Below are 21,613 nucleotides of genomic sequence, written 5' to 3'. Positions count from 1 at the left end.
GCAACAATTCTACCGCTCAGCCACCAAGCTCGGCTTCACCGCAGCCGGCTTCAACACCAGCCACAACGCCAGCGCAATCAACACCCCACCATAGATATGCGCCATCGACAGCGGCTCATCGAGAAACAGCGCCCCCCACAACACGCCAAACAGCGGGATCAGGAAGGTCGTGGTCATCGATTTCACCGGACCGATCGAGCTCAGCAGCCGGAAGTAAATAATGTAGGCAAACGCCGTGCAGCCCAGCCCCAACCCCAGCAACGACAGCCACACGCTCCAGCCGCCCCAGCTCGCCGGTGGCTGGCTGATCACGCTGTAGCCAAACAGCGGCAACAGGAACAAGGTCGCGCCGAGCATGCTGCCCAGCGCCGACAAACGGCTATCGAGACCGCCGGCCTGATCGAGCCAGCGGCGGGCCAGGAATCCGGCAAATCCGTAGCACGTGGTGGCGAGCAGGCAGGCGACGGCCCCCATCAGCAGTGCCATATCGAACGCCACCGGACCGGCACGGGTCAGCACGCCCACGCCGAACAATCCCAGGAACACGCCGCCGAGCTTGGCGCCAGTGAGCCTTTCATGGAAAAACAGGCCGCCGATCAGCACGCCCATCAAGGGTGTCGTGGCATTGAAAATCGACGAATAACCGGCAGGCAGCACCTGCGCGGCAACGGAGTACAGGGTCGCCGGGATGCCGGAATTGATCACCCCGAGCAGCATCACGGTCTTGAGTTTGCCCTTGAAATCCCAGCTGATGCGCATCAGGCCAAGAATCACCAGCAACCCGACGGCGGCAATCGATACGCGGAAAAACGCGGTGGGCAGGGAGCCGATCACTGGGGCGATGATGCGCATGAACAGAAAACTCGCACCCCAAATGGCCGCCAGGGACAGTAAACGGAAAATATCGACGGGGTTCACAGCGCGGTCCTTCCATGATGAAGGGGCGAAAGTGTTGCTGAGTGCGTGATCGATGGCAACCGAAAACCGGGCATTGAACTCTTCAGGGTGTCGATGACGCGGCGCCTGGAAAATTACGCTTCTCCTGCACCCGCTTCACTGGCTAAGCTCAAGCCTCCCGAATTCCCGCAGAGGTCTCACCATGCCGCAGCAATGGCCAGCCGCCGACATCGCCCGCTTGATCCTCGATGGCTTTGACGATTACCGCGAGCATTTCCGGCAGATCACCGACGGTGCCCGGGCCCGCTTCGAACAGGCCCGGTGGCAAGAGACACAATCGGCGTCGGCAGCGCGGATCAATCTGTACGAAGATAAAGTCAGTGAAACGGTGGAGCGACTGCGCACCGCGTTTGACGCCGAAACCCTGGACGTCAGTTGCTGGCCACTGGTGAAAAGTGCCTACATCAGCCTGATCGACCTGCGCTTCGACGATGAATTGTCCGAGACCTGGTACAACTCGATCTTCTGCGGGCTGTTCAGCCATGACCTGATCAGCGACGGCTGCATGTTCATCCATACCACCCGGCCGAGCCTGCGCCGGGCAAGGGCCGCGCAAACCCGCACCTACAAGCCGCAAGGCCAATTGTCGGCGATGCTTGCCAGCATCTTCGCCGACTACCGCTTCAGCGAGGATTACGCCGACCTGTCCGGTGACTTGAAGCGCCTCGAAGCGCAACTGCGCGAGAACCTGCCGGACTGGGTGTGCAAGGACCCGGAGCTGAGCGTCGAGCTGTTTTCCTCGGTGCTGTACCGCAATAAAGGTGCGTACCTTGTGGGGCGCATCTACACCGCCGACGAGCAATGGCCGCTGGCAATTCCCTTGCTGCACCTGGAAGGTCGCGGCATCCAGATCGATGCGCTGATCACCGACGAAGCAGACGTGTCGATCATTTTCTCCTTCACCCGCTCGTATTTCATGGTGGATGTGCCGGTGCCGGCGGAGTTCATCGGCTTCCTGCGGCGCATCCTGCCGGGCAAGCACATCGCCGAACTGTACACCTCGATCGGCTTCTACAAGCACGGCAAGTCGGAGTTCTACCGGGCGCTGATCAATCACCTGGCCAACACCGACGACCAGTTCATCATGGCCCCCGGCGTGCGCGGCATGGTCATGAGCGTGTTCACCCTGCCGGGGTTCAACACCGTGTTCAAAATCATCAAGGACCGTTTCTCGCCGTCGAAAAACGTCGACCGCGCCACGGTGATCGAAAAGTACCGCCTGGTGAAAAGCGTCGACCGGGTGGGGCGCATGGCCGATACCCAGGAGTTCGCCGACTTCCGTTTCCCGCTGATCAAGTTCGACCCGGCGTGCCTGGAGGAACTGCTTGACGTCGCGCCGTCCACGGTGTCGGTCGAAGGCGACACGGTGCTGATCCGTCACTGCTGGACCGAACGGCGCATGACCCCGCTTAACCTGTACCTGGAAAACGCCAACGAAGCGCAGGTGCGCGAAGCACTGGAAGATTACGGCCTGGCGATCAAGCAACTGGCGGCGGCCAACATCTTTCCCGGTGACATGCTGCTGAAGAACTTTGGCGTCACCCGTCACGGCCGGGTGGTGTTCTACGACTACGACGAAATCTGCTTTCTCACCGAGGCCAACTTCCGCCACATTCCACAACCGCGCACGCCGGAAGACGAGATGGCGTCCGAACCCTGGTACTCGATCGGGCCGCTGGATGTGTTCCCGGAAGAGTTTCCGCCGTTCCTGTTTGCCGACTCGGGGCAGCGCAAGTTGTTCGATCAGTTGCATGGCGAGTTGTACAACGCCGATTACTGGAAAAGCCTGCAGGAGGCGATTCGGGCGGGGAAGGTGATTGATGTGTTTCCGTATCGGCGCAAGGGCCTCGATAACGAGTAGTTCTCTGCGATTGCTTCGCAATCGATCGCGAGCAAGCTCGCTCCCACATTTGACCGTGGCGTGCCCCGATTTTGTGGTCGCTATAGATCCAGTGTGGGAGCGAGCCTGCTCGCGATCGGCCGCGCAGCGGTCGTAAAATCTGCGACAATCGCCACCCTGCGCCACTAGACGACTGAATTGCGTACCCGATGACCGACGAATCGCCCTCCATCGACAAACTGCTGAAAAACCTCGATCACGCCATGCTCGCCGACCGCCACCGGCTGCGGCGGCAGTTGCTTGAGCTGCGCAAGAAACCCGATGAGGCCAAACTGGGCCAGTGGGTGGCGCGCATGCAGGCGTCCTGTGACCAGGTGCTGGCGCGCCGCGCCAGCCTGCCGGTGATTCGTTACGACGACAGTTTGCCGATTGCCGCCAAGCGCGACGAAATCAAGAAGGCGCTGGAAAAGCATCAGGTGCTGATCATCGCCGGCGAGACCGGCTCGGGTAAAACCACCCAGTTACCGAAGATCTGCCTGGAAATCGGTCGCGGCCAGCATGGCTTGATCGGTCACACCCAGCCACGGCGGATCGCCGCGCGCAGCGTGGCCAGCCGGGTCGCCGAAGAGCTGGGCACGCCGTTGGGCGCACTGGTCGGCTATCAGGTGCGCTTCGAGGACCAGAGCGATTCCAATACCCTGATCAAACTGATGACCGACGGCATCCTGCTGGCGGAAACCCAGAACGACCGCTATCTGGAACGCTACGACACGATCATCGTCGACGAAGCCCACGAACGCAGCCTCAACATCGACTTCCTTCTCGGCTACCTGAAAACCCTGCTGCCGCGCCGTCCCGACCTGAAGGTCATCATCACCTCGGCGACCATCGACCTTGAGCGTTTCTCCAAGCATTTCGACGATGCTCCGATTGTCGAGGTGTCCGGCCGTACGTTCCCGGTGGACACCTGGTATCGCCCGCTGACCCTGGAGCAGGACGAAGAGGGTAACCGCGTCGAGGACGACCTGACGGTGGATCAGGCGATTCTCGCCACCCTCGACGAAATCGCCGCTTATGAGCGCAGTGAACGCCGCAGTCCCGGTGACGTGCTGGTGTTCCTGCCCGGTGAGCGCGAGATTCGCGACGCCGCCGACATGCTGCGCAAGGCCCAGCTCAAGCACACCGAAATCCTGCCGTTGTACGCGCGCCTGTCGCCGGCCGAGCAGCAGCGGATTTTCCAGTCGCACCCGGGGCGTCGCGTGGTGCTGGCGACCAACGTCGCGGAAACCTCGCTGACGGTGCCGGGCATCCGCTACGTGATCGACAGCGGCACCGCGCGCATCAGCCGCTACAGCTACCGGGCCAAGGTCCAGCGCCTGCCGATCGAAGCCGTTTCCCAGGCCAGCGCCAACCAGCGCAAGGGCCGTTGTGGACGGGTCGAGCCGGGTATTTGCGTGCGCCTGTACAGCGAAGAGGATTTCCTCGGTCGCCCGGAATTCACCGATCCGGAAATCCTGCGGACCAACCTCGCGGCGGTCATTTTGCAGATGTTGCACCTGCGCCTTGGCGAGGTCAGCGCGTTCCCGTTCATCGAACCGCCGGATGGCAAGGCCATCAGCGACGGTTACAACCTGCTGCAGGAACTCTCGGCAGTGGATCGCAACAGCCAGTTGACCCCGCTCGGTCGCCAATTGGCGCGGCTGCCGGTGGACCCGCGCATGGGGCGCATGTTGCTGGAGGCGGCGAAGCTCGGCAGTTTGCAGGAAGTGCTGATCGTCGCCAGCGCCATGTCGATCCAGGACCCGCGCGAACGTCCGCCGGAGCGTCAGCAAGCGGCGGATCAGGCCCACGCCCAGTGGAAAGACGCCGACTCGGACTTCGCCGGTCTGGTCAACCTGTGGCGCGGATTCGAAGAGCAACGCCAGGCGCTGACCGCCAACCCGCTGCGCAACTGGTGCCGCAAGAATTTCCTGAATTACCTGCGCCTGCGCGAATGGCGCGACTCCCATCGCCAGTTGAGTCTGATCTGCCGCGACATGCAGCTGAGCCTCAATAAAGAGCCGGCGGATTACCCGAAACTGCACAAAGCGGTGCTGGTGGGTTTGCTCAGCCAGATCGGCCAGAAAACCGAAGAGGGCGATTACCTCGGCGCGCGTCAGCGGCGGTTCTGGATTCATCCGTCGTCGGGTATCGGCAAGAAGCGTCCGCAGTGGCTGATGACCGCCGAACTGGTGGAAACCACCAAGCTCTACGCGCGCATGGTGGCGAAGATCGACGCCGACTGGATCGAACCGCTCGCCGGGCACCTGATCAAGAAAAACCACTTCGAACCGCACTGGGAGAAGAAGCGCGGCCAGGTGGTTGCGTTCGAGCAGATCACCCTGTTCGGGTTGATCGTGGTAGGGCGGCGGCCGGTGCATTACGGCCCGGTGGATCCGGTGGTTTCGCGCGAATTGTTTATCCGCGAAGCGCTGGTGCGCGGTGAGATTCAGTCCAAAGCCAAGTGTTTGACCGCCAACAAGCAGTTGCTGGAACAACTCGACGAACTGGAGGCCAAGGCCCGCCGTCGCGACATCCTGGCGGATGAAGAAACCCTGTACGCCTTCTACGACGCGCGCCTGCCGGCGGAGATCCATCAGACAGCGACCTTCGACAGCTGGTACCGGATCAACAGTCAGAAAGATCCGCAGCTGTTGATCATGCGCGAAGAAGACGTGCTGGCCCGTGAAGCCAGTGAGGTCACCGCACAGCATTACCCGGATACGCTGCACATCGGTGATCTGGAGTTGGCCCTCAGCTACCACTTCGAGCCGAATCATCCACGGGACGGCGTGACCCTGCGCGTGCCGGCACCGCTGTTGCCGATGCTGCCACCGGAGCGCCTGGACTGGCTGGTGCCGGGTGTCATCGAAGCCAAGTGCATTGCCCTGGTGCGCAACCTGCCCAAGGCCCTGCGCAAGAACTTCGTGCCGGTGCCGGACTTCGTCAAGGCTGCCTTGCAGCGCATGACCTTTGCCGAGGGCTCGCTGCCCCAGGCCCTGGGTCGCGAGTTGCTGCGCATGACCGGAGCGCGGGTCAGCGATGAAGCCTGGGCCGAGGCGGCACAGCAAGTCGAAAGCCATCTGCGGATGAACCTGGAGATCGTCGACGGCCAGGGCAAGTTCCTCGGTGAGGGGCGCGATCTGGCCGAACTGACGGCGCGTTTCGCCGAGGCCAGCCAGGCCGCGTTGGCGGTGCCGCAAACCGCGAAGAGCCAGCAACCGGTTGAGCCGAAAGTCTTCGCCGCCGTGGCCGAGAAAACCCAGCAGAAGATCGCCGGACTGTCGATGACGGTTTATCCGGCACTGGTGGAAGAGGCGGGCACGGTCAAGGAAGGGCGTTTCTCGACCCCGGCCGAGGCCGAGTTCCAGCATCGCCGTGCCCTGCAACGCTTGCTGATGCAGCAACTGGCCGAGTCGGCAAAGTTCCTGCGCGGCAAGTTGCCGGGCCTGACCGAGCTGGGCCTGCTGTACCGCGACATGGGGCGTGTCGATGCGCTGGTGGAAGACATTCTGCTGGCCAGCCTCGACAGTTGCATTCTCGAAGGCGAAGACCCGCTGCCACGCGATGGCGCCGGATTGGCGTCCCTGGCCGAACGCAAGCGTGGCGCCTGGACCGAGCACGCCGAGCGTGTGGCGAAGCTGACCCTGGAAATCCTCAAGCTCTGGCATGGCCTGCAAAAACGCTTCAAGGGCAAGATCGACCTGGCACAGGCCGTGGCCCTGAACGACATCAAGCAGCAACTCAGCCACCTGGTCTATCCGGGGTTTGTCCGGGAAACACCGATGCAGTGGCTCAAGGAGTTGCCGCGTTACCTCAAGGCCATTGAGCAGCGTTTCGAAAAAATCGCTGCCCAGGTGCAGCGCGACCGGGTCTGGAGCGGCGAATTGAGCGGCCTGTGGACGCAATACCAGACTCGCGCCAGCAAACATGCCCAGGAAGGCAAGCGCGATCCGCAGCTGGAGTTGTATCGCTGGTGGCTGGAGGAATACCGGGTTTCGCTGTTTGCGCAACAACTGGGAACCAAGGTGCCGATCTCCGACAAGCGCCTGAACAAGCAGTGGAGCCAGGTCGAACCCTAGACCTGAGACCACTGCAATACCCTGTGGGAGCGAGCTTGCTCGCGATGGGGGCATCACATTCAACATCTATGTTGCCTGTCAGGCCGCAATCGCGAGCAAGCTCGCTCCCACAGTTTTGCATGGCCCGCAGGTAGGGTTCATCCAGCAAAAAGGCGCCAAAACCCAATGTTTATGGCAAACTTCGCGCCTATAAATGCCGGCCCCGCGGTTTTGAGCCTTCACGGTCGCGGGCAGGTCGGAATAAAGCGATGCCAGGTTTGCGTCCCCGGACGGGAATAGACCCTTTGTGTGTTGGTACGACGGTACCAATACTTTCTGCCTGAACAGATTAGAGACACGACCATGCATAACGTCGTCATCAGTGGCACCGGCCTGTACACCCCGGCCAACAGCATTTCCAATGAAGAGCTGGTCCAGTCTTTCAATACTTACGTCGCGCAATTCAACGCCGACAATGCCGACGCCATCGCACGCGGTGAAGTGCAGGCGTTGACCGAGTCCAGCGCCGCATTCATCGAAAAAGCCTCCGGCATCAAGAGCCGCTTTGTCATGGACAAGGACGGCATTCTCGACCCGCAACGCATGGCCCCGCGCCTGCCGGAGCGCTCCAACGACGAATGGTCGGTGCTGTGCCAGATGGCCATCGGCGCGGCCGAACAAGCCCTGCAGCGTGCCGGCAAGACTGCAGCGGATATCGATGGCGTGATCGTCGCCTGCTCCAACCTGCAACGTGCCTACCCGGCCATTGCCATCGAAGTCCAGGAAGCGCTGGGCATCCAGGGTTTCGGTTTCGACATGAACGTGGCGTGCTCCTCGGCGACCTTTGGTATCCAGACTGCCGCCAACAGCGTGCAACTGGGCCAGGCCCGCGCGGTCCTGATGGTCAACCCGGAAGTCTGCACCGGCCACCTGAACTTCCGTGACCGCGACAGCCACTTCATCTTCGGCGATGCCGCCACCGCGGTGATCATCGAGCGTGCCGACCTGGCGACGTCCAAGTATCAGTTCGACATCGTCAGCACCAAGCTGCTGACCAAGTTCTCCAACAACATCCGCAACAACTTCGGCTTCCTCAACCGCGCGGCGGAAGAGGGCATCGACGCCAAGGACAAACTGTTCGTGCAGGAAGGCCGCAAGGTGTTCAAGGAAGTCTGCCCGATGGTGGCCGAGCTGATCGCTGAGCATCTGCAACAGAACCAGCTCAACATCAGCGACGTGAAGCGCTTCTGGCTGCACCAGGCCAACCTCAGCATGAACCACCTGATCGTCAAGAAACTGCTGGGCCGCGATGCGACCGAACAGGAAGCCCCGGTGATTCTCGACACCTACGCCAACACCAGTTCCGCCGGTTCCGTGATTGCGTTCCACAAGAACCAGGACGATCTGGCCGCCGGTTCGCTGGCCGTGCTCAGCTCGTTCGGCGCCGGTTATTCGATTGGTAGCGTGTTGCTGCGCAAGCGCTGATTCTGCGATCTTTTTTTGCGTGGGCTTTTGTGGCGAGGGGGCTTGCCCCCGTTCGGCGACGCAGTCGACGTAGAGCTGGCTGATACGGTATGTCTGTCAAATCGCAGTGAGCGGGTTTGGGATCGCTTCGCGATCCAACGGGGCGGTGCGGCGGTCCGACAAGCCCCCTCGCCACAAATGAATATGTGCAGGCGGGGAATTGAAAACAGTCTCGCGTTGATGCATCGGAGGATGATGGGGACCGATACATCAACGCCAGGCTGTAAAAGGGGCCCGGACTTCCTTGCCCGAGTCGTGTAGCGGGGTGAATCAGAACTTGGCTTCGGCATCCAGTTGCAGGGTGTTGATGTCCGAATCCTTCTTGTTGATGTTGGCGTTGGTCTGGTCCGAGGTCGCCATGTAGTAGGTCGCGCCCAGGGCAAAATTCTTGTCCAGGTCGTAGCTCACTTTCAGCTTGCTGCCGCGCGAACCGGTGAAGCCGTTGGCGAAGTCGGAGTCGGTGAAGGCGCCCACCACAGAGTTACGCTGCACGTCGCGGTAGTTGTAGTCCACGTTGAAACCGTAGAGCTTGGACTTCACACCGGCCAGCCAGCCAGTGTCCTGGTCGTTGCTGGCATCGGCGTTGTTCACGTACTGACCGTAGATCGACAGCGGTACTGGCAGGTTGCTGAAGTCCAGCTGACCAAAGCCTTCGTACAGTTTGAACTGTTCGCCCGGGCTGTTGCCGTTGACGGCCAGTGCGCATGGCGTAGTAACGGTACCCGAGGTCGGGCAGGCGCTGCTGTCATCGTTGTCGTAGGCATAGAGACTGCCGCCCAAGGTCATTTTCATGCTGTCGGTGATGGCGAAGCGCGCACCCAACTGGCCGGCGTACAGACGCAGGTCGTGCTTGAATTGCACGCCTTCGCCATCGACGTTGTCCTTGAGGGTGTAGTGACCGGCGCTACCGAACAGCTCGGTGCTGCCGCTCAACGGGTATTTGTAGGTGACGGCCAGACCTTCCGGGTTGATGTCGCTATCCCAGATGATGTCGCCCATGCTCACCCATTGTTGCGGCATCTTGCCGCCAACCAGGTGCAGGTTCTTGATCGCGTCCGGGTGGTAGTCGATGTAACCCTGATCCAGCCAGATCTGCTTCTTGTCGAAGTAGTTGTTCAGGTCCTGGTTGGTCGAGCGAGCGTCGTCGTTGCTGCCGGTGGCGATACGGATACCGGTGTCGACCTGCGGGTTGATTTCGCTGTAGGCACCCAGGCGGGCACGAATGCGCTGACGATCCTGGTCCTTGTTGTTTGGCACGCCATCGTTGTGGACGTTTTCCTGACGAAAGCGCACATCGCCCTTGAACTGGGTCTTTGCCGCCCATGCAAGCTTCTGGTCGAAGGCGCTCAGTGTGTCGGTTTTCTTCGCGGTGGCCGCGATTTGCTCGTTGGTCTCTTGCTGAGCCTGACGGGCAATCTGCTGTTCTTTCTGATCCCTGGCCAGCTCGGCTTGCAATTCGCTGTACTGCGCGTTGGTGATCGAGCCGTTAGCCTTGAGCATGTCGAGCAGTTTGGCGTCGACTGCGGCACTGGCCGGAACACTCATGGCCAGCAACAGGCCACCGCACAAGGCCGCCGCAGTTTTCGTGGAAGCAAGACGCATATCAATCTCCGAAGATGAGAGGGGATGACAGAGCCATCCGGGACACAACCGACCGTAAGGGCGGAAAACTGTGGCCGGGTATAACCCGGCGCTCTAAAAACAGGCGCCATTATTGCGATGGTTTATTACAGAGCAGTGGCAATGTGATGTCGTGTCGATGACGATACAAAGCTGCCGTGAACTATTGAGTTAGAGCACTGTCGTCGCTTTGCCCGTGTGCAATGTGGAGCGATAGGCGATACTCGCGGGGCTTTCACGCCATGAAGAGTGAGGACGGTGATGCCGTTGCAACGCCTGCAAAAACTGTCAGAAATCGCCCCGCAGACCTGGGATGCAATGGTGCCGGAGAACCAGCCTTTTCTGCGTCACGCTTTTTTGAGTGCACTGGAAGACAGCGGCAGTGTCGGCCCCCATTCCGGCTGGCAGCCCGAGCATCTGCTGCACGTTGAAGGTGATCGCCTGATCGCCGCGCTACCGGCTTATCGCAAGTGGCATTCCTACGGCGAGTACGTGTTCGATCACGCCTGGGCCGATGCCTGCGAACGCGCCGGCATCGATTACTACCCCAAGCTGTTGAGCGCGGTGCCGTTCAGTCCGGTCACCGGGCCGCGACTGTTAGCGGCCACGGTCGAAGACGGTTTCGAACTGTTGAAAAGCTTGCCGGGCTATCTTGAACTCGAAGGGCTTTCCAGCGCCCACATCAATTTCACCGATCCATTCACCGATGCGGCATTGAGCGAGCAGCCCGGCTGGTTGCAGCGCGTTGGCTGTCAGTATCACTGGCAGAATCGCGGTTATCGGGATTTCCAGGACTTCCTCGACGTGCTCAATTCGCGCAAGCGCAAACAGATGCGCAAGGAGCGCGAGCAGGTGGCCGGGCAGGGTTTCGAGTTCGAATGGCTAGAGGGGCGGGAGTTGAGTCAGGCGCAATGGGATTTCGTCTATGCCTGCTACGCCAATACCTACGCGGTGCGCCGGCAAAGGCCGTATCTGACGCGGGAGTTTTTCAGCCTGTTGGCCGAACGCATGCCAGAGTCGATTCGCGTGGTGCTGGCCAGGCAGGGTTCACGGCCGGTGGCGATGGCGTTCAGTCTGGTGGGGGGCGACAGCTTTTATGGCCGTTACTGGGGATGCCTGGCGGAGTTCGATCGCCTGCATTTCGAGACCTGCTTCTACCAGGGGATGGACTACGCCATCGCCAACGGTTTCCAGCGTTTCGATGCCGGTGCGCAAGGCGAGCACAAACTGATTCGTGGATTCGAGCCTGTCATCACCCATTCCTGGCACTACCTGCGGCATCCGGGGTTGAAGGCGGCGGTAAAAGACTTTCTGGAGCAAGAGCGGCTGGGGGTGCTGGCTTATGCTGAGGATGCGAAGTCAGCCTTGCCTTATCGACAAGGCTGATCTTCACCCTATGGCGTGTCAGTTGTCTTCCTTGCCCAGCCAGCGATACAGCACACCGCCGGCGACTGCACCGAGTAGCGGTGCGACCCAGAACATCCACAGTTGTTGAATCGCCCAGCCGCCGACGATCAGCGCCGGGCCGGTGCTGCGCGCCGGGTTGACCGAGGTGTTGGTGACCGGGATCGAGATCAGGTGGATCAGCGTCAGCCCCAGGCCGATGGCAATCGGCGCCAGTCCTGCCGGTGCACGTTTATCGGTGGCGCCGAGGATGATCAGGATGAACATTGCGGTCATCACCAGTTCACAGACAAACCCGGCCGCCATTGAATAGCCGCCAGGCGAGTGTTCGCCGTAGCCGTTGGACGCAAGACCTCCTGCCAGTTCGAAACCGGGTTTGCCGCTGGCAATGAAGTACAGCAGGGCGGCTGCAATCACGCCGCCAATGACCTGGGCAATGATGTAGGCCGGCAATTCCTTCGCCGGAAACCGCCCGCCGACCACCAGGCCGAGGGATACCGCAGGATTGAGATGACAGCCGGAAATATGGCCGATGGCGAAGGCCATGGTCAGTACGGTCAGGCCAAACGCGAAGGACACCCCGAGCAAGCCGATCCCCACCTCTGGAAAAGCCGCCGCCAACACCGCACTGCCGCAACCGCCCAATACCAGCCAGAACGTACCTACCAACTCAGTCGCCGAACGTTTTAACAGAGACATAAGAGAGTGCCCTTTCGAGATTATGCTGCCTTGAGCATCCAGCCGATGGACTGCAGAACCATCTCCAGAACGTTGAAGTGAGTACAGCACGGTTTTTTCAGAATTCCAGCAGGCATGAAAAACCGCCAGGCCCCGTGTTTTATGGGGCCTGGCGGTTTTTCAATCTTCGGTGTAACGCTTATCCCTGTGGGAGCGAGCTTGCTCGCGATAGCGGTGGATCAGACGCCATTTCTGTCGACTGACACTCCGTCATCGCGAGCAAGCTCGCTCCCACAGGGGAGGGGTGTGTTGTTCAGGGAATCAATCGATCCCGACAAACCCGCCGGTCTGGTGTTGCCACAACCGCGCATACAAGCCTCCATGGGCGAGCAATTCGGCGTGGGTTCCGGTTTCGGCGATCTTGCCGTTTTCCAGCACCACCAGCCGGTCCATCCGGGCGATGGTCGAGAGCCGGTGAGCGATGGCGATCACGGTTTTGCCCTGCATCAGGGTTTCGAGACTTTCCTGGATCGCCGCTTCGACTTCCGAATCCAGCGCCGAGGTGGCCTCGTCCATGATCAGGATCGGCGCGTCCTTGAGCAGCACACGGGCAATGGCGATGCGCTGGCGCTGGCCGCCGGAAAGTTTCACCCCGCGCTCACCGACATGGGCATCGAAACCGGTACGGCCTTCGGCGTCGGACAGCAAAGGAATGAAACCGTCAGCCCGGGCCTTGTGCACCGCTTCCCAGAGTTGGGCATCGGTGGCGTCGGGTTTGCCGTACAGCAGGTTGTCACGGATCGAGCGGTGCAGCAGCGAGGTGTCCTGGGTGATCATGCCGATGCGTTCGCGCAGGCTTTCCTGGCTGACGTCGGCGATGTTCTGGCCGTCGATCAGGATGCGTCCGCCTTCGACGTCGTACAGGCGCAGCAGCAGGTTGACCAAGGTCGATTTGCCCGCGCCGGACGGGCCGATCAGGCCGATTTTCTCGCCAGCCTTGATGGTCAGGTTGAGGCCGCCGATGATCCCGCTCTTCTTGCCGTAGTGGAAGTCCACTTGCTCGAAACGCACTTCGCCACGGGCCACCGCCAGGGGTTTGGCCTGGTCGCGGTCGGTGACGCTGACCGGTTGCGAAATGGTCTGCAGGCCATCCTGCACCATGCCGATGTTTTCGAAGATGCCGGTTACCACCCACATGATCCAGCCGGACATGTTGACGATGCGGATCACCAGGCCGGTGGCCAGGGCGATTGCCCCCACGCTGATCAGCGACTGCGTCCACAGCCACAGGGCCAGGCCTGTGGTGCAGACGATCAGCAGGCCGTTCATGCTGGTGATGACCACGTCCATGCTGGTGACCACGCGGCCGGCCAGTTGGGCTTTTTCGGTCTGTTCCTTGATCGCTTCGCGGGCGTATTGCTGCTCGAAGTGGGTGTGGGCGAACAGCTTCAGGGTGGTGATGTTGGTGTAGCCGTCGACAATGCGCCCCATGAGTTTGGAGCGCGCATCGGACGCCACCACCGAGCGATCCTTGACCCGTGGCACGAAGTACCAGAGGGCGCCGATGAAGGCGAAGATCCACGTCAGCAGCGGGATTATCAGGCGCCAGTCGGCTTCGGCGAACAGCACCAGCGAACTGATGGCGTAGATCAGCACATGCCACAACGCATCCACCGCTTGCACGGCGGAGTCACGTAGTGAGTTGCCGGTTTGCATGATGCGCTGGGCGATGCGCCCGGCGAAGTCGTTCTGGAAGAAGTTCAGGCTCTGCTTGAGCACGTAGCTGTGGTTCTGCCAGCGGATCATGCTGGTCATGCTGGGGCTCAGGGTCTGGTGCACCAACAGGTCATGCAGGCCCACGAATATGGGGCGCAGCACCAGCGCCACCACCACCATCCAGGTCAGTTCGAGGGCGTGCTCGCGAAACAGATTGGCGTTCGGCGTGCCTTGGGCCAGGTCGATGATGCGACTCAGGTAGCTGAACAGCGCCACCTCGATCAATGCACCAATCAGGCCGACGATCAACAGGGCGGCGAAGCTCGGCCAGACCTGCTTGAGGTAGTAGGTATAAAAAGGGAATACACGATCCGGCGGGGACGCCGTTGGTGCTTCACGGAAAACGTCGATCAGTTTTTCAAAGCGGCGATAAAGCATGGGTCGTTCGCCCGCGAGCGGGCTCTCCTTTTAACGTTTTGAGCGTTGCCGGCAAACACCGGCAACGGCTCGGACATCCTTGTCCAGCTTAGTCTCAGTCGATGCGCTTGGCCGACTTGATGAACACCGGGTCGGCCGGCACGTCCTTCATGCCGCTACGAACGGTGGTTGGCGAATTGACGATGATGTCGACCACGTCCATGCCTTTGACCACTTTGCCGAACACAGCGTAGCCGTCACCCTGGTCAAGGAAGTCGTTGTCCTTGACGTTGATGAAGAACTGGCTGGTGGCCGAGTCAGGCACGGAGGTACGGGCCATGGACAAGGTGCCACGAACGTTGACCAGGCCGTTGTTGTGTTCGTTCTTGATCGGCGCCTTGGTGTCTTTTTGCTGCATGGCCTGGGTGAAACCACCGCCCTGAACCATGAAACCTGGGATCACACGGTGGAAAATCGTGTTGTTGTAGAAGCCGCTGTCGACGTATTCAAGGAAGTTCTTGGTACTGATCGGCGCCTTGACCGGGTCCAGTTCGATTTCGATCTGGCCGTTGGTGGTTTCCAGCAAAACGTGCGGCGCCTTGGCGGGCGTTGCGGCCATCAGGTTGGCGGCAAACAGGACGGTGCCAGCGGCGAGGGCGATTTTTTTCAGCATGGGTCAGTGATCCTGAGTGGTGGTATCGACTGCGGTCAGAAAATCCAGCAGCGTTTGGTTGAAGTGTTCCGGCTGGTCCAGTGGCGTGGCGTGGCGTGAATCGGCGATTACCACCAGCCGCGCATCGGGCAGCAGTTTTACGTAGTTTTCCTTCAGCGCCACCGGTGTGTAGTCGCGGTCGGCACTGACGATGAGGGTTGGACAGGTGACCTTGGAAAGTCGTTCCTGGACCCCCCAGCCAACAATGGCATTGAAGCTGGCGAGATAAGCATGTTTGTCGTTTTTTGCCCAGCGCTCGGCCATTTTTTGTCGCAAGTCGGCCTGTTCGGGTTTCGGGAACAACTTGCTGCCCAATGCCTTGCCGATGGTGCGCAGGCTGAGTGCGTGCATCAGGCTCCAGCGCTTGAACCACTGCCAGTAATCGTCGCGGCTGCGCAGTTTGACCTCTGGCGCACTGTTGACGATGCACAGGCTCTTGAGCAGTTGCGGCTGGTCCACACCCAGCTGGAAGCCGATCATGCCGCCCATGGACAAGCCGACGTAGTGTGTCGGGCCGAGATTGAGGTGCTCGATCAGTGCGATCAGGTCGGCGCTGAAACCGGCAATGCTGTAGCGCTCCCGGGGTTTGTCCGAACGGCCGTGACCGCGTACATCCGGGACGATCACCCGGTAGCGGGTGGCCAGTGCCGGGATCTGCTTTTCCCAGTCCAGGGTGCTGGAACCGAGGCCGTGGACCAGCAGCAGCGGCGTGCCGTGGCCATACTCCTCATAGTGCAGGTTGCAACCTTCGTGTTCGAAATAGGCCATGCATACACTCCGTGTCAGGCTTGTTCGGGGGCGGCGAACGGGGCGTCCAGTGGTGCGGTGTCAAAGGTGCGCAGCAGTTCGATGAGAATCTGCGTGGCAGGTCCCAGTGGTTTGTCCTTGTTCGAATACAGGTAAAAGCTCGGGTTGCGGCTGCCGCCCTGATCCAACGGTAGCAGCTTGAGCGTACCTTCCTTCAGTTCCCGTTCGATCAGGTGCCGGGGCAACCAGGCAAAACCCAGGCCGCTGCTGACGAAGGTCGCGGCGGTGGCCAGGCTGCCGACGGTCCAGCGTTGTTCGGCCCCGAGCCAGCCGACGTCCCGAGGTTGCTGGCGGCCCGAGTCGCGGATCACCACTTGCATCTGGCTTTCCAGGTCCTGGAAGCTCAGTTCGCGGTTGAGGCGGTGCAGGGGATGCTCGGGGTGGGCGACCGCAACGAACTCGACGTCGCTCAATTCCGCGCCCAGGTAACCGGGAATACTGAAGCCCGTGATGGCCAGGTCGGCCACGCCTTCGAGCAGGACTTCCTCCACGCCCGACAGCACTTCTTCACGCAGGCGCACCCGGCAGCCACGGCTTTGCGGCATGAACGCGGTCAAGGCGCGGACGAGGCGGGCGCTTGGGTAAGCGGCATCGACCACCAGGCGCACTTCGGCTTCCCAGCCCTGTTCCATGTGATGGGCCAGGTCTTCGAGTTGGCTGGCCTGTTTCACCAGTTGCCGGGAGCGGCGCAACAGCACGCCGCCGGCTTCGGTCAGCACGGCTTTGCGTCCGTCGATGCGCAGCAGCGGCACGCCGAGCTGATCCTGCATGCGTGCCACGGTGTAGCTGACCGATGATTGCGAGCGATGCAGCGCCTCGGCGGCCTGGGCGAAACCACCGTGATCGACCACGGCTTGCAGCGTTCGCCATTGATCAAGGGTCACGCGGGGCGCTTTCATGTTGAGCTCCTCTTGTCCTAAGCTGGCAGCCCTTACTGGAGGCTGCTGAATGAAAAAAATCTGTTGTGTGCTGCTGGCGCTGCTGCCGTTGACGGCGATGGCTTACCCGATCGATGTGAAGAAAGACCTCAACGGCATGAAGATCGATTACCAGACCTACGACACGGATAGCGACATCGGCTCCATCCAGGTGGCCAACTACGGCGACGTCGATGCAAGCTGCAAGGCCGTCTTCATCAATGGCCCGGAAGCACCGCGTACCCGCAAGATCGACGTACCGGCCGGCAAGCACAAAAATGCCACCGCCAAATTCAGCCGCAACATCATCAAGCTGCGTATCGAGCTGACCTGCACCCCGAAATGACCTCGATTTTCTGTGGGAGCGAGCCTGCTCGCGAAGGCAATGTGTCATTCAACGTTGATGTCGACTGATACGGCCTATTCGCGAGCAGGCTCGCTCCCACAGGCGCAGGCTTTGCTTATAAACGAATTTATTGATGGGTTATAGCAGTTATTTGCGCTTTTTCATCGATATGACTCTGTTTAACCTTCACTCCATCGACCTACAGCATTCTCAGATGGAGGCTACATCCCATGTCCCGCGTTCTGATCATCGAAAGCAGTGCACGTCAGCAAGACTCGGTTTCCCGTCAACTGACCCAGACGTTCATCAGCCAGTGGAAAGCCGCTCACCCGAATGACCAGATCACTGTCCGGGACCTGGCCGTCAATCCGGTGCCACACCTGGATATCAACCTGCTGGGTGGCTGGATGAAACCCGCCGAGCAGCGCAGCGACATCGAACAGGCGTCCCTGGAACGCTCCAACCAGCTGACCGACGAATTGCTCGCCGCCGATGTGCTGGTCATGGCCGCGCCCATGTACAACTTTGCGATCCCCAGCACGCTCAAAGCCTGGCTTGACCACGTGCTGCGTGCCGGCGTGACCTTCAAGTACACCGAAACCGGTCCCCAGGGCCTGCTCAGCGGCAAGCGCGCCTATGTGTTGACGGCTCGTGGTGGCATCTATGCCGGCAGCACCGCCGATCACCAGGAACCGTACCTGCGTCAGGTCATGGGCTTCATCGGCATCCACGACGTGACGTTCATCCACGCCGAAGGCATGAACCTGGGCGGTGACTTCCAGGAGAAAGGCCTGAACCAGGCGAACGCCAGGCTTGCGCAAGTGGCCTGATCCATTAATCGCCAGATAATCGCTGGATGGTCTAGTGACCTGGCGCACCCCTTCAAGCCTGTACGCGCATCGAACCTCCCTTCGCACTTGTTGCTCCTGAGTGCTCTGGCCCGATTGAACGCTTTAGCGAGATCGGGCTTTTTTTTGCCTGTGATTTAACAAGGACCTAAAAAACCTGTGGGAGCGAGCTTGCTCGCGATGACTGAGTGTCAGTCGACAATGATGTTGACTGATCCGCCGCTATCGCGAGCAAGCTCGCTCCCACAATGGATTTTTGTATTGTTTGGGTGTTCGCGATCAGTAGCAAAACCCGCTATCGTCGCCGCCATTCAAAACGAGGCGAGCATGGGCTATCTACTTTTTGTCACGCTGATCCAGGCGTTTTCCTTCAGTTTGATCGGTGAATACCTGGCCGGTCATGTCGACAGTTACTTCGCGGTGCTGGTGCGTGTGCTCCTGGCAGGGCTGGTGTTCATCCCGCTGACCCGCTGGCGCTCGGTGGAGCCGGCGTTCATGCGCGGCATGCTGCTGATCGGTGCCTTGCAGTTCGGCGTGACCTACGTCTGCCTGTACCTGAGCTTTCGCGTACTGACGGTGCCGGAAGTGCTGCTGTTCACCATCCTCACGCCGCTGCACGTGACCCTGATCGAAGATGCACTGAATCGTCGCTTCAACCCCTGGGCCCTGGTCGCGGCGCTGGTGGCGGTGGCGGGGGCGGCGGTGATTCGCTTTGACCGGATCAACCCGGATTTCTTCATGGGTTTCCTGCTGCTGCAACTGGCCAACTTCACCTACGCCGCCGGGCAGGTGCTCTACAAACACCTGGTCGCCCGCCACCCGAGCGATCTGCCGCATTACCGACGTTTCGGCTACTTCTACCTTGGCGCATTGGCGGTGGCATTACCGGCGTTTCTGTTGTTCGGCAAACAGAACTTCCTGCCCGAAGCGCCTTTGCAATGGGGCGTGCTGCTGTTCCTCGGTCTGGTCTCGACTGCGCTGGGTTTGTATTGGTGGAACAAGGGGGCGTGCATGGTAAATGGCGGGACCCTGGCGGTGATGAACAACCTGCATGTGCCCGTGGGGTTGCTGATCAATCTGCTGATCTGGAACCAGCATGAAGAACTGGGGCGATTGTTGCTCGGCGGTTCGGTGATTTTGCTGGCGGTGTGGATCAGTCGGTTGGGCGCGCGATCTGCTCTGTTACTGCGTAACGATACCGAGATGCGCTGACCGCCTCCGGAGGATCAACACCTGAAGATCAATCAGCGCTTCAGGTGTTGTCGTTTTATTGGGGGGAGCTTGTTGGGACAGCGCATGCGCGTTTCTCGCGTATCTTGACCCGTCTGGATATCGGTTTTTCAATGAGGTTGAAACTCAATGCCGAAATCGCAGCAATCAACCCAAGAATCATTGCCAGCGTGGTGAGGTGGCTGAGGTTTAGAGCTTGTTGGATTTTTATCATGTAGGACATCACCAGTACATGACACAGGTAGGTCGAGTATGACCAATCGCCCAGTTTATTGATCAGTTCGATTCTAGAGAAGAAACGTTCTTGAGATAGCGCAGCAAGTAAAATGGCAGCGCAAGGTAGTCCCGATTTCCATGGTGAGTGAACCGTCTGACCGTAGTGGATAATAACTCCGAGGGCGGCCACTGCCATTATCAGTGCTGGAGCCAAGGGGATACGTTGTACAAGGTTTCTTTGGTATGCGTACGCAATGATTATTCCGAATGTAAATTCAAACACTATGGGGTTGTGGTAGAAAACAAAGTCGCCGCCAAGGCGCGGCAGCACCTTGTATAGCAGGAAAATGCCAAGAATGATCGTGGGTACTCTGAACTTCTCAGGGGAAAACAGGCTGCCCAGAAAGACGGCGTAAAATACCATCTCATAGTTGAGTGTCCATCCAACCGTCATCAATGGATAAAAACCGATTCCCGATGGGTTCTGTGCGGGGATAAAAAACAGGCTTTTGAGCAGGAATACGGGTTCATAGAGTGTCAGTGGTACCGAACCGGGTAAAAAAATCAATGTCACTGCAGTGATACAGGTAAACATCCAATATGCGGGGGCAATTCTTGCTAATCGATGGCGGACGAATGTTGCAGGGGAAATTTTTTTGCCGGTAGCGGAAAGGTAAATCACAAAGCCACTGATGACAAAAAACAAATCGACGCCGATGGCACCATACCGTTGCATCGAAACGGACACCGGATCGGTTAGTTGAAAGTTATGGACTAACTGCATGTAATGGTGGAAGACCACTATCCATGCAGCGAGCGCACGTAATGTTTGAATGGAATTGAGCATTGTTCGATGCATCTGCCAAAGGGATCGAGTATACCGATATAGCCTTGGTGTCGCCTACGTTTGCTGATGGGCAGGTCGCGCGTGGCGGGTACAGCATTTCATAGCGTCTTTTTCAGTTCGGGTAGATGGCTCGCACCCAGCACTGCCGGCAATATCCCCGCACGTAGATCCGTCCCGCTCGGTTGCTGATACAGGCTCAACCCGAACTCCGGCAGCACCGCCAGCAGGTAGTCGAAAATATCTCCCTGGATCCGCTCGTAGTCGGCCCACGCCGTGGTGCGGGTAAAGCAGTAGATTTCCAGTGGAATGCCCTGGGCCGTGGTCTGCATCTGGCGGACCATGCAGGTCATGTTCGGCTGGATCCCCGGATGACTCTTCAGGTAGGCCAGCGCATAGGCGCGCAAAGTGCCGATGTTGGTCATCCGCCGGCGGTTGGCCGACATGGCCGCAACGTTGCCCTGGGCCTCGTTCCAGGCCTTGAGTTCTGCCTGTTTGCGGGTCATGTAGTCGGTGAGCAAGTGCACCTGGGACAGCTTCTGTTCCTCGTCGTCGCGCAGGAAGCGCACGCCGCTGGCGTCGATGAACAGGCTGCGCTTGATCCGGCGGCCACCGGAAGCCTGCATGCCGCGCCAGTTCTTGAACGACTCGGACATCAGGCGCCAGGTCGGAATCGATACGATGGTCTTGTCGAAGTTCTGCACCTTGACCGTGTGCAAGGTGATGTCCACCACATCGCCGTCGGCGCCCACCTGGGGCATTTCGATCCAGTCGCCGACCCGCAGCATGTCGTTGCTGGTCAATTGCACGCTGGCGACGAACGACAGCAGCGTGTCCTTGTAGACCAACAGAATCACCGCCGACATGGCACCCAGGCCCGAAAGCAGCAACAGCGGCGAGCGGTCGATCAAGGTCGCGACGATGATGATCGCGCCAAACACGTACAGCACCATTTTCGCCAGTTGCACATAGCCCTTGATCGAGCGGGTGCGGGCGTGTTCGGTGCGGGCGTAGATGTCCAGCAGGGCATTGAGCAGGGCGCTGACCGCCAGCAGCAGAAACAGGAAGGTGAAGGACAGGGCGACGTTGCCGAGGAAATTCAGACTGGTCTTGCTCAGGTCCGGCACCAGATTGAGGCCGAACTGGATTACCAGCGAAGGCGTGATCTGGGCCAGGCGATGAAACACCTTGTTCTGTAGAAAATCATTGACCCAGTGCAGGGCCGGCTGGCGGCTGAGCATTTTTGCCGCGTGCAGTATGAGGTAGCGCGCCACCCGTCCGAGGAACAGCGCAATGGCCAGCAACAGCAGCAGCGCCAGGCTGGAATGTAAGAGCGGGTGCTGGTCGAGGGCACCCCAAAGATCCAGGACGTTGATCCAGAGCTGTTTGATATCCATGGTCAAAACGATTCTTCTGTAGGGTGCGAGAGGCGATTAG

The 21,613-nt window shown here is 59.9% G+C and carries 16 protein-coding genes; 7 read left to right on the top strand and 9 right to left on the bottom strand.

Annotated elements, in window-relative coordinates:
- Positions 1-9: 9 nt before the first annotated feature.
- Complete coding sequence (locus PPUTUW4_RS20245; RefSeq protein WP_015096349.1) at positions 10-918, bottom strand: DMT family transporter; 909 nt, start codon at positions 916-918, stop codon at positions 10-12.
- Between the two features lie 181 nt (positions 919-1,099).
- Between PPUTUW4_RS20245 and aceK the strand changes: the two genes are divergently transcribed.
- The 3 genes from aceK (at position 1,100) to PPUTUW4_RS20230 (ending at position 8,382) form a co-directional block, all read left to right on the top strand.
- Positions 1,100-2,818, top strand: a complete 1,719-nt coding sequence (aceK, locus tag PPUTUW4_RS20240; RefSeq protein ID WP_015096348.1) for a bifunctional isocitrate dehydrogenase kinase/phosphatase — start codon at positions 1,100-1,102, stop codon at positions 2,816-2,818.
- Between the two features lie 188 nt (positions 2,819-3,006).
- Positions 3,007-6,918, top strand: a complete 3,912-nt coding sequence (gene hrpA, locus PPUTUW4_RS20235) for an ATP-dependent RNA helicase HrpA (RefSeq protein WP_015096347.1) — start codon at positions 3,007-3,009, stop codon at positions 6,916-6,918.
- Positions 6,919-7,260: 342 nt separating this feature from the next.
- Positions 7,261-8,382 (top strand): beta-ketoacyl-ACP synthase III, encoded by a 1,122-nt coding sequence (locus tag PPUTUW4_RS20230; RefSeq protein WP_015096346.1) that lies wholly within the window; start codon positions 7,261-7,263, stop codon positions 8,380-8,382.
- Between the two features lie 309 nt (positions 8,383-8,691).
- Here the strand turns inward: PPUTUW4_RS20230 and PPUTUW4_RS20225 are convergent, their stop codons facing one another.
- On the bottom strand, positions 8,692-10,023 hold the full coding sequence (locus PPUTUW4_RS20225; RefSeq protein WP_015096345.1) for a putative porin: 1,332 nt from the start codon (positions 10,021-10,023) through the stop codon (positions 8,692-8,694).
- A 279-nt stretch (positions 10,024-10,302) separates the two neighbouring features.
- Here PPUTUW4_RS20225 and PPUTUW4_RS20220 point away from each other — a divergent pair, with 279 nt between their 5' ends.
- The gene (locus PPUTUW4_RS20220; RefSeq protein ID WP_015096344.1) at positions 10,303-11,427 is read left to right on the top strand and encodes a GNAT family N-acetyltransferase; all 1,125 of its coding nucleotides are present in this window, start codon (positions 10,303-10,305) and stop codon (positions 11,425-11,427) included.
- 18 nt (positions 11,428-11,445) lie between these two features.
- On the opposite strand, the gene aqpZ is transcribed toward PPUTUW4_RS20220, so the two are convergent.
- From aqpZ to PPUTUW4_RS20195, 5 genes are all read right to left on the bottom strand, one after another.
- Positions 11,446-12,144, bottom strand: a complete 699-nt coding sequence (gene aqpZ / locus PPUTUW4_RS20215; protein WP_015096343.1) for an aquaporin Z — start codon at positions 12,142-12,144, stop codon at positions 11,446-11,448.
- Between the two features lie 300 nt (positions 12,145-12,444).
- A complete protein-coding gene (locus PPUTUW4_RS20210) occupies positions 12,445-14,277 on the bottom strand; it encodes an ABC transporter ATP-binding protein (RefSeq protein WP_015096342.1) in 1,833 nt (610 codons plus the stop codon).
- 94 nt (positions 14,278-14,371) lie between these two features.
- Positions 14,372-14,929, bottom strand: coding sequence for a peptidylprolyl isomerase A (locus PPUTUW4_RS20205; RefSeq protein WP_007972474.1), 558 nt, complete (start codon positions 14,927-14,929; stop codon positions 14,372-14,374).
- 3 nt (positions 14,930-14,932) lie between these two features.
- Complete coding sequence (locus PPUTUW4_RS20200; RefSeq protein WP_015096341.1) at positions 14,933-15,736, bottom strand: alpha/beta hydrolase; 804 nt, start codon at positions 15,734-15,736, stop codon at positions 14,933-14,935.
- A 14-nt stretch (positions 15,737-15,750) separates the two neighbouring features.
- Positions 15,751-16,674 (bottom strand): LysR family transcriptional regulator, encoded by a 924-nt coding sequence (locus PPUTUW4_RS20195; RefSeq protein WP_007972479.1) that lies wholly within the window; start codon positions 16,672-16,674, stop codon positions 15,751-15,753.
- A gap of 49 nt (positions 16,675-16,723) precedes the next feature.
- Between PPUTUW4_RS20195 and PPUTUW4_RS20190 the strand changes: the two genes are divergently transcribed.
- The 3 genes from PPUTUW4_RS20190 (at position 16,724) to PPUTUW4_RS20180 (ending at position 19,098) form a co-directional block, all read left to right on the top strand.
- Entirely contained in the window at positions 16,724-17,038 is a 315-nt protein-coding gene (locus tag PPUTUW4_RS20190) for a hypothetical protein (protein ID WP_015096340.1), read from the top strand.
- A 230-nt stretch (positions 17,039-17,268) separates the two neighbouring features.
- Positions 17,269-17,868, top strand: a complete 600-nt coding sequence (locus PPUTUW4_RS20185) for an FMN-dependent NADH-azoreductase (RefSeq protein ID WP_015096339.1) — start codon at positions 17,269-17,271, stop codon at positions 17,866-17,868.
- A 345-nt stretch (positions 17,869-18,213) separates the two neighbouring features.
- Positions 18,214-19,098: a carboxylate/amino acid/amine transporter gene (locus PPUTUW4_RS20180; protein WP_015096338.1), complete on the top strand. Its 885-nt coding sequence runs from the start codon at positions 18,214-18,216 to the stop codon at positions 19,096-19,098.
- Between the two features lie 55 nt (positions 19,099-19,153).
- Here PPUTUW4_RS20180 and PPUTUW4_RS20175 read toward each other — a convergent pair whose 3' ends face one another.
- The gene (locus PPUTUW4_RS20175; protein WP_015096337.1) at positions 19,154-20,179 is read right to left on the bottom strand and encodes an acyltransferase; all 1,026 of its coding nucleotides are present in this window, start codon (positions 20,177-20,179) and stop codon (positions 19,154-19,156) included.
- A 98-nt stretch (positions 20,180-20,277) separates the two neighbouring features.
- Positions 20,278-21,573 (bottom strand): mechanosensitive ion channel family protein, encoded by a 1,296-nt coding sequence (locus tag PPUTUW4_RS20170; protein ID WP_015096336.1) that lies wholly within the window; start codon positions 21,571-21,573, stop codon positions 20,278-20,280.
- Positions 21,574-21,613 lie beyond the last annotated feature (40 nt).

The organism is Pseudomonas sp. UW4 (assembly GCF_000316175.1).
In the GTDB taxonomy this organism is placed as follows: domain Bacteria; phylum Pseudomonadota; class Gammaproteobacteria; order Pseudomonadales; family Pseudomonadaceae; genus Aquipseudomonas; species Aquipseudomonas laurylsulfatiphila.
The sequence above is the reverse complement of the archived record's forward strand: the minus strand, read 5'-3'. Positions and strand labels throughout refer to the sequence as shown.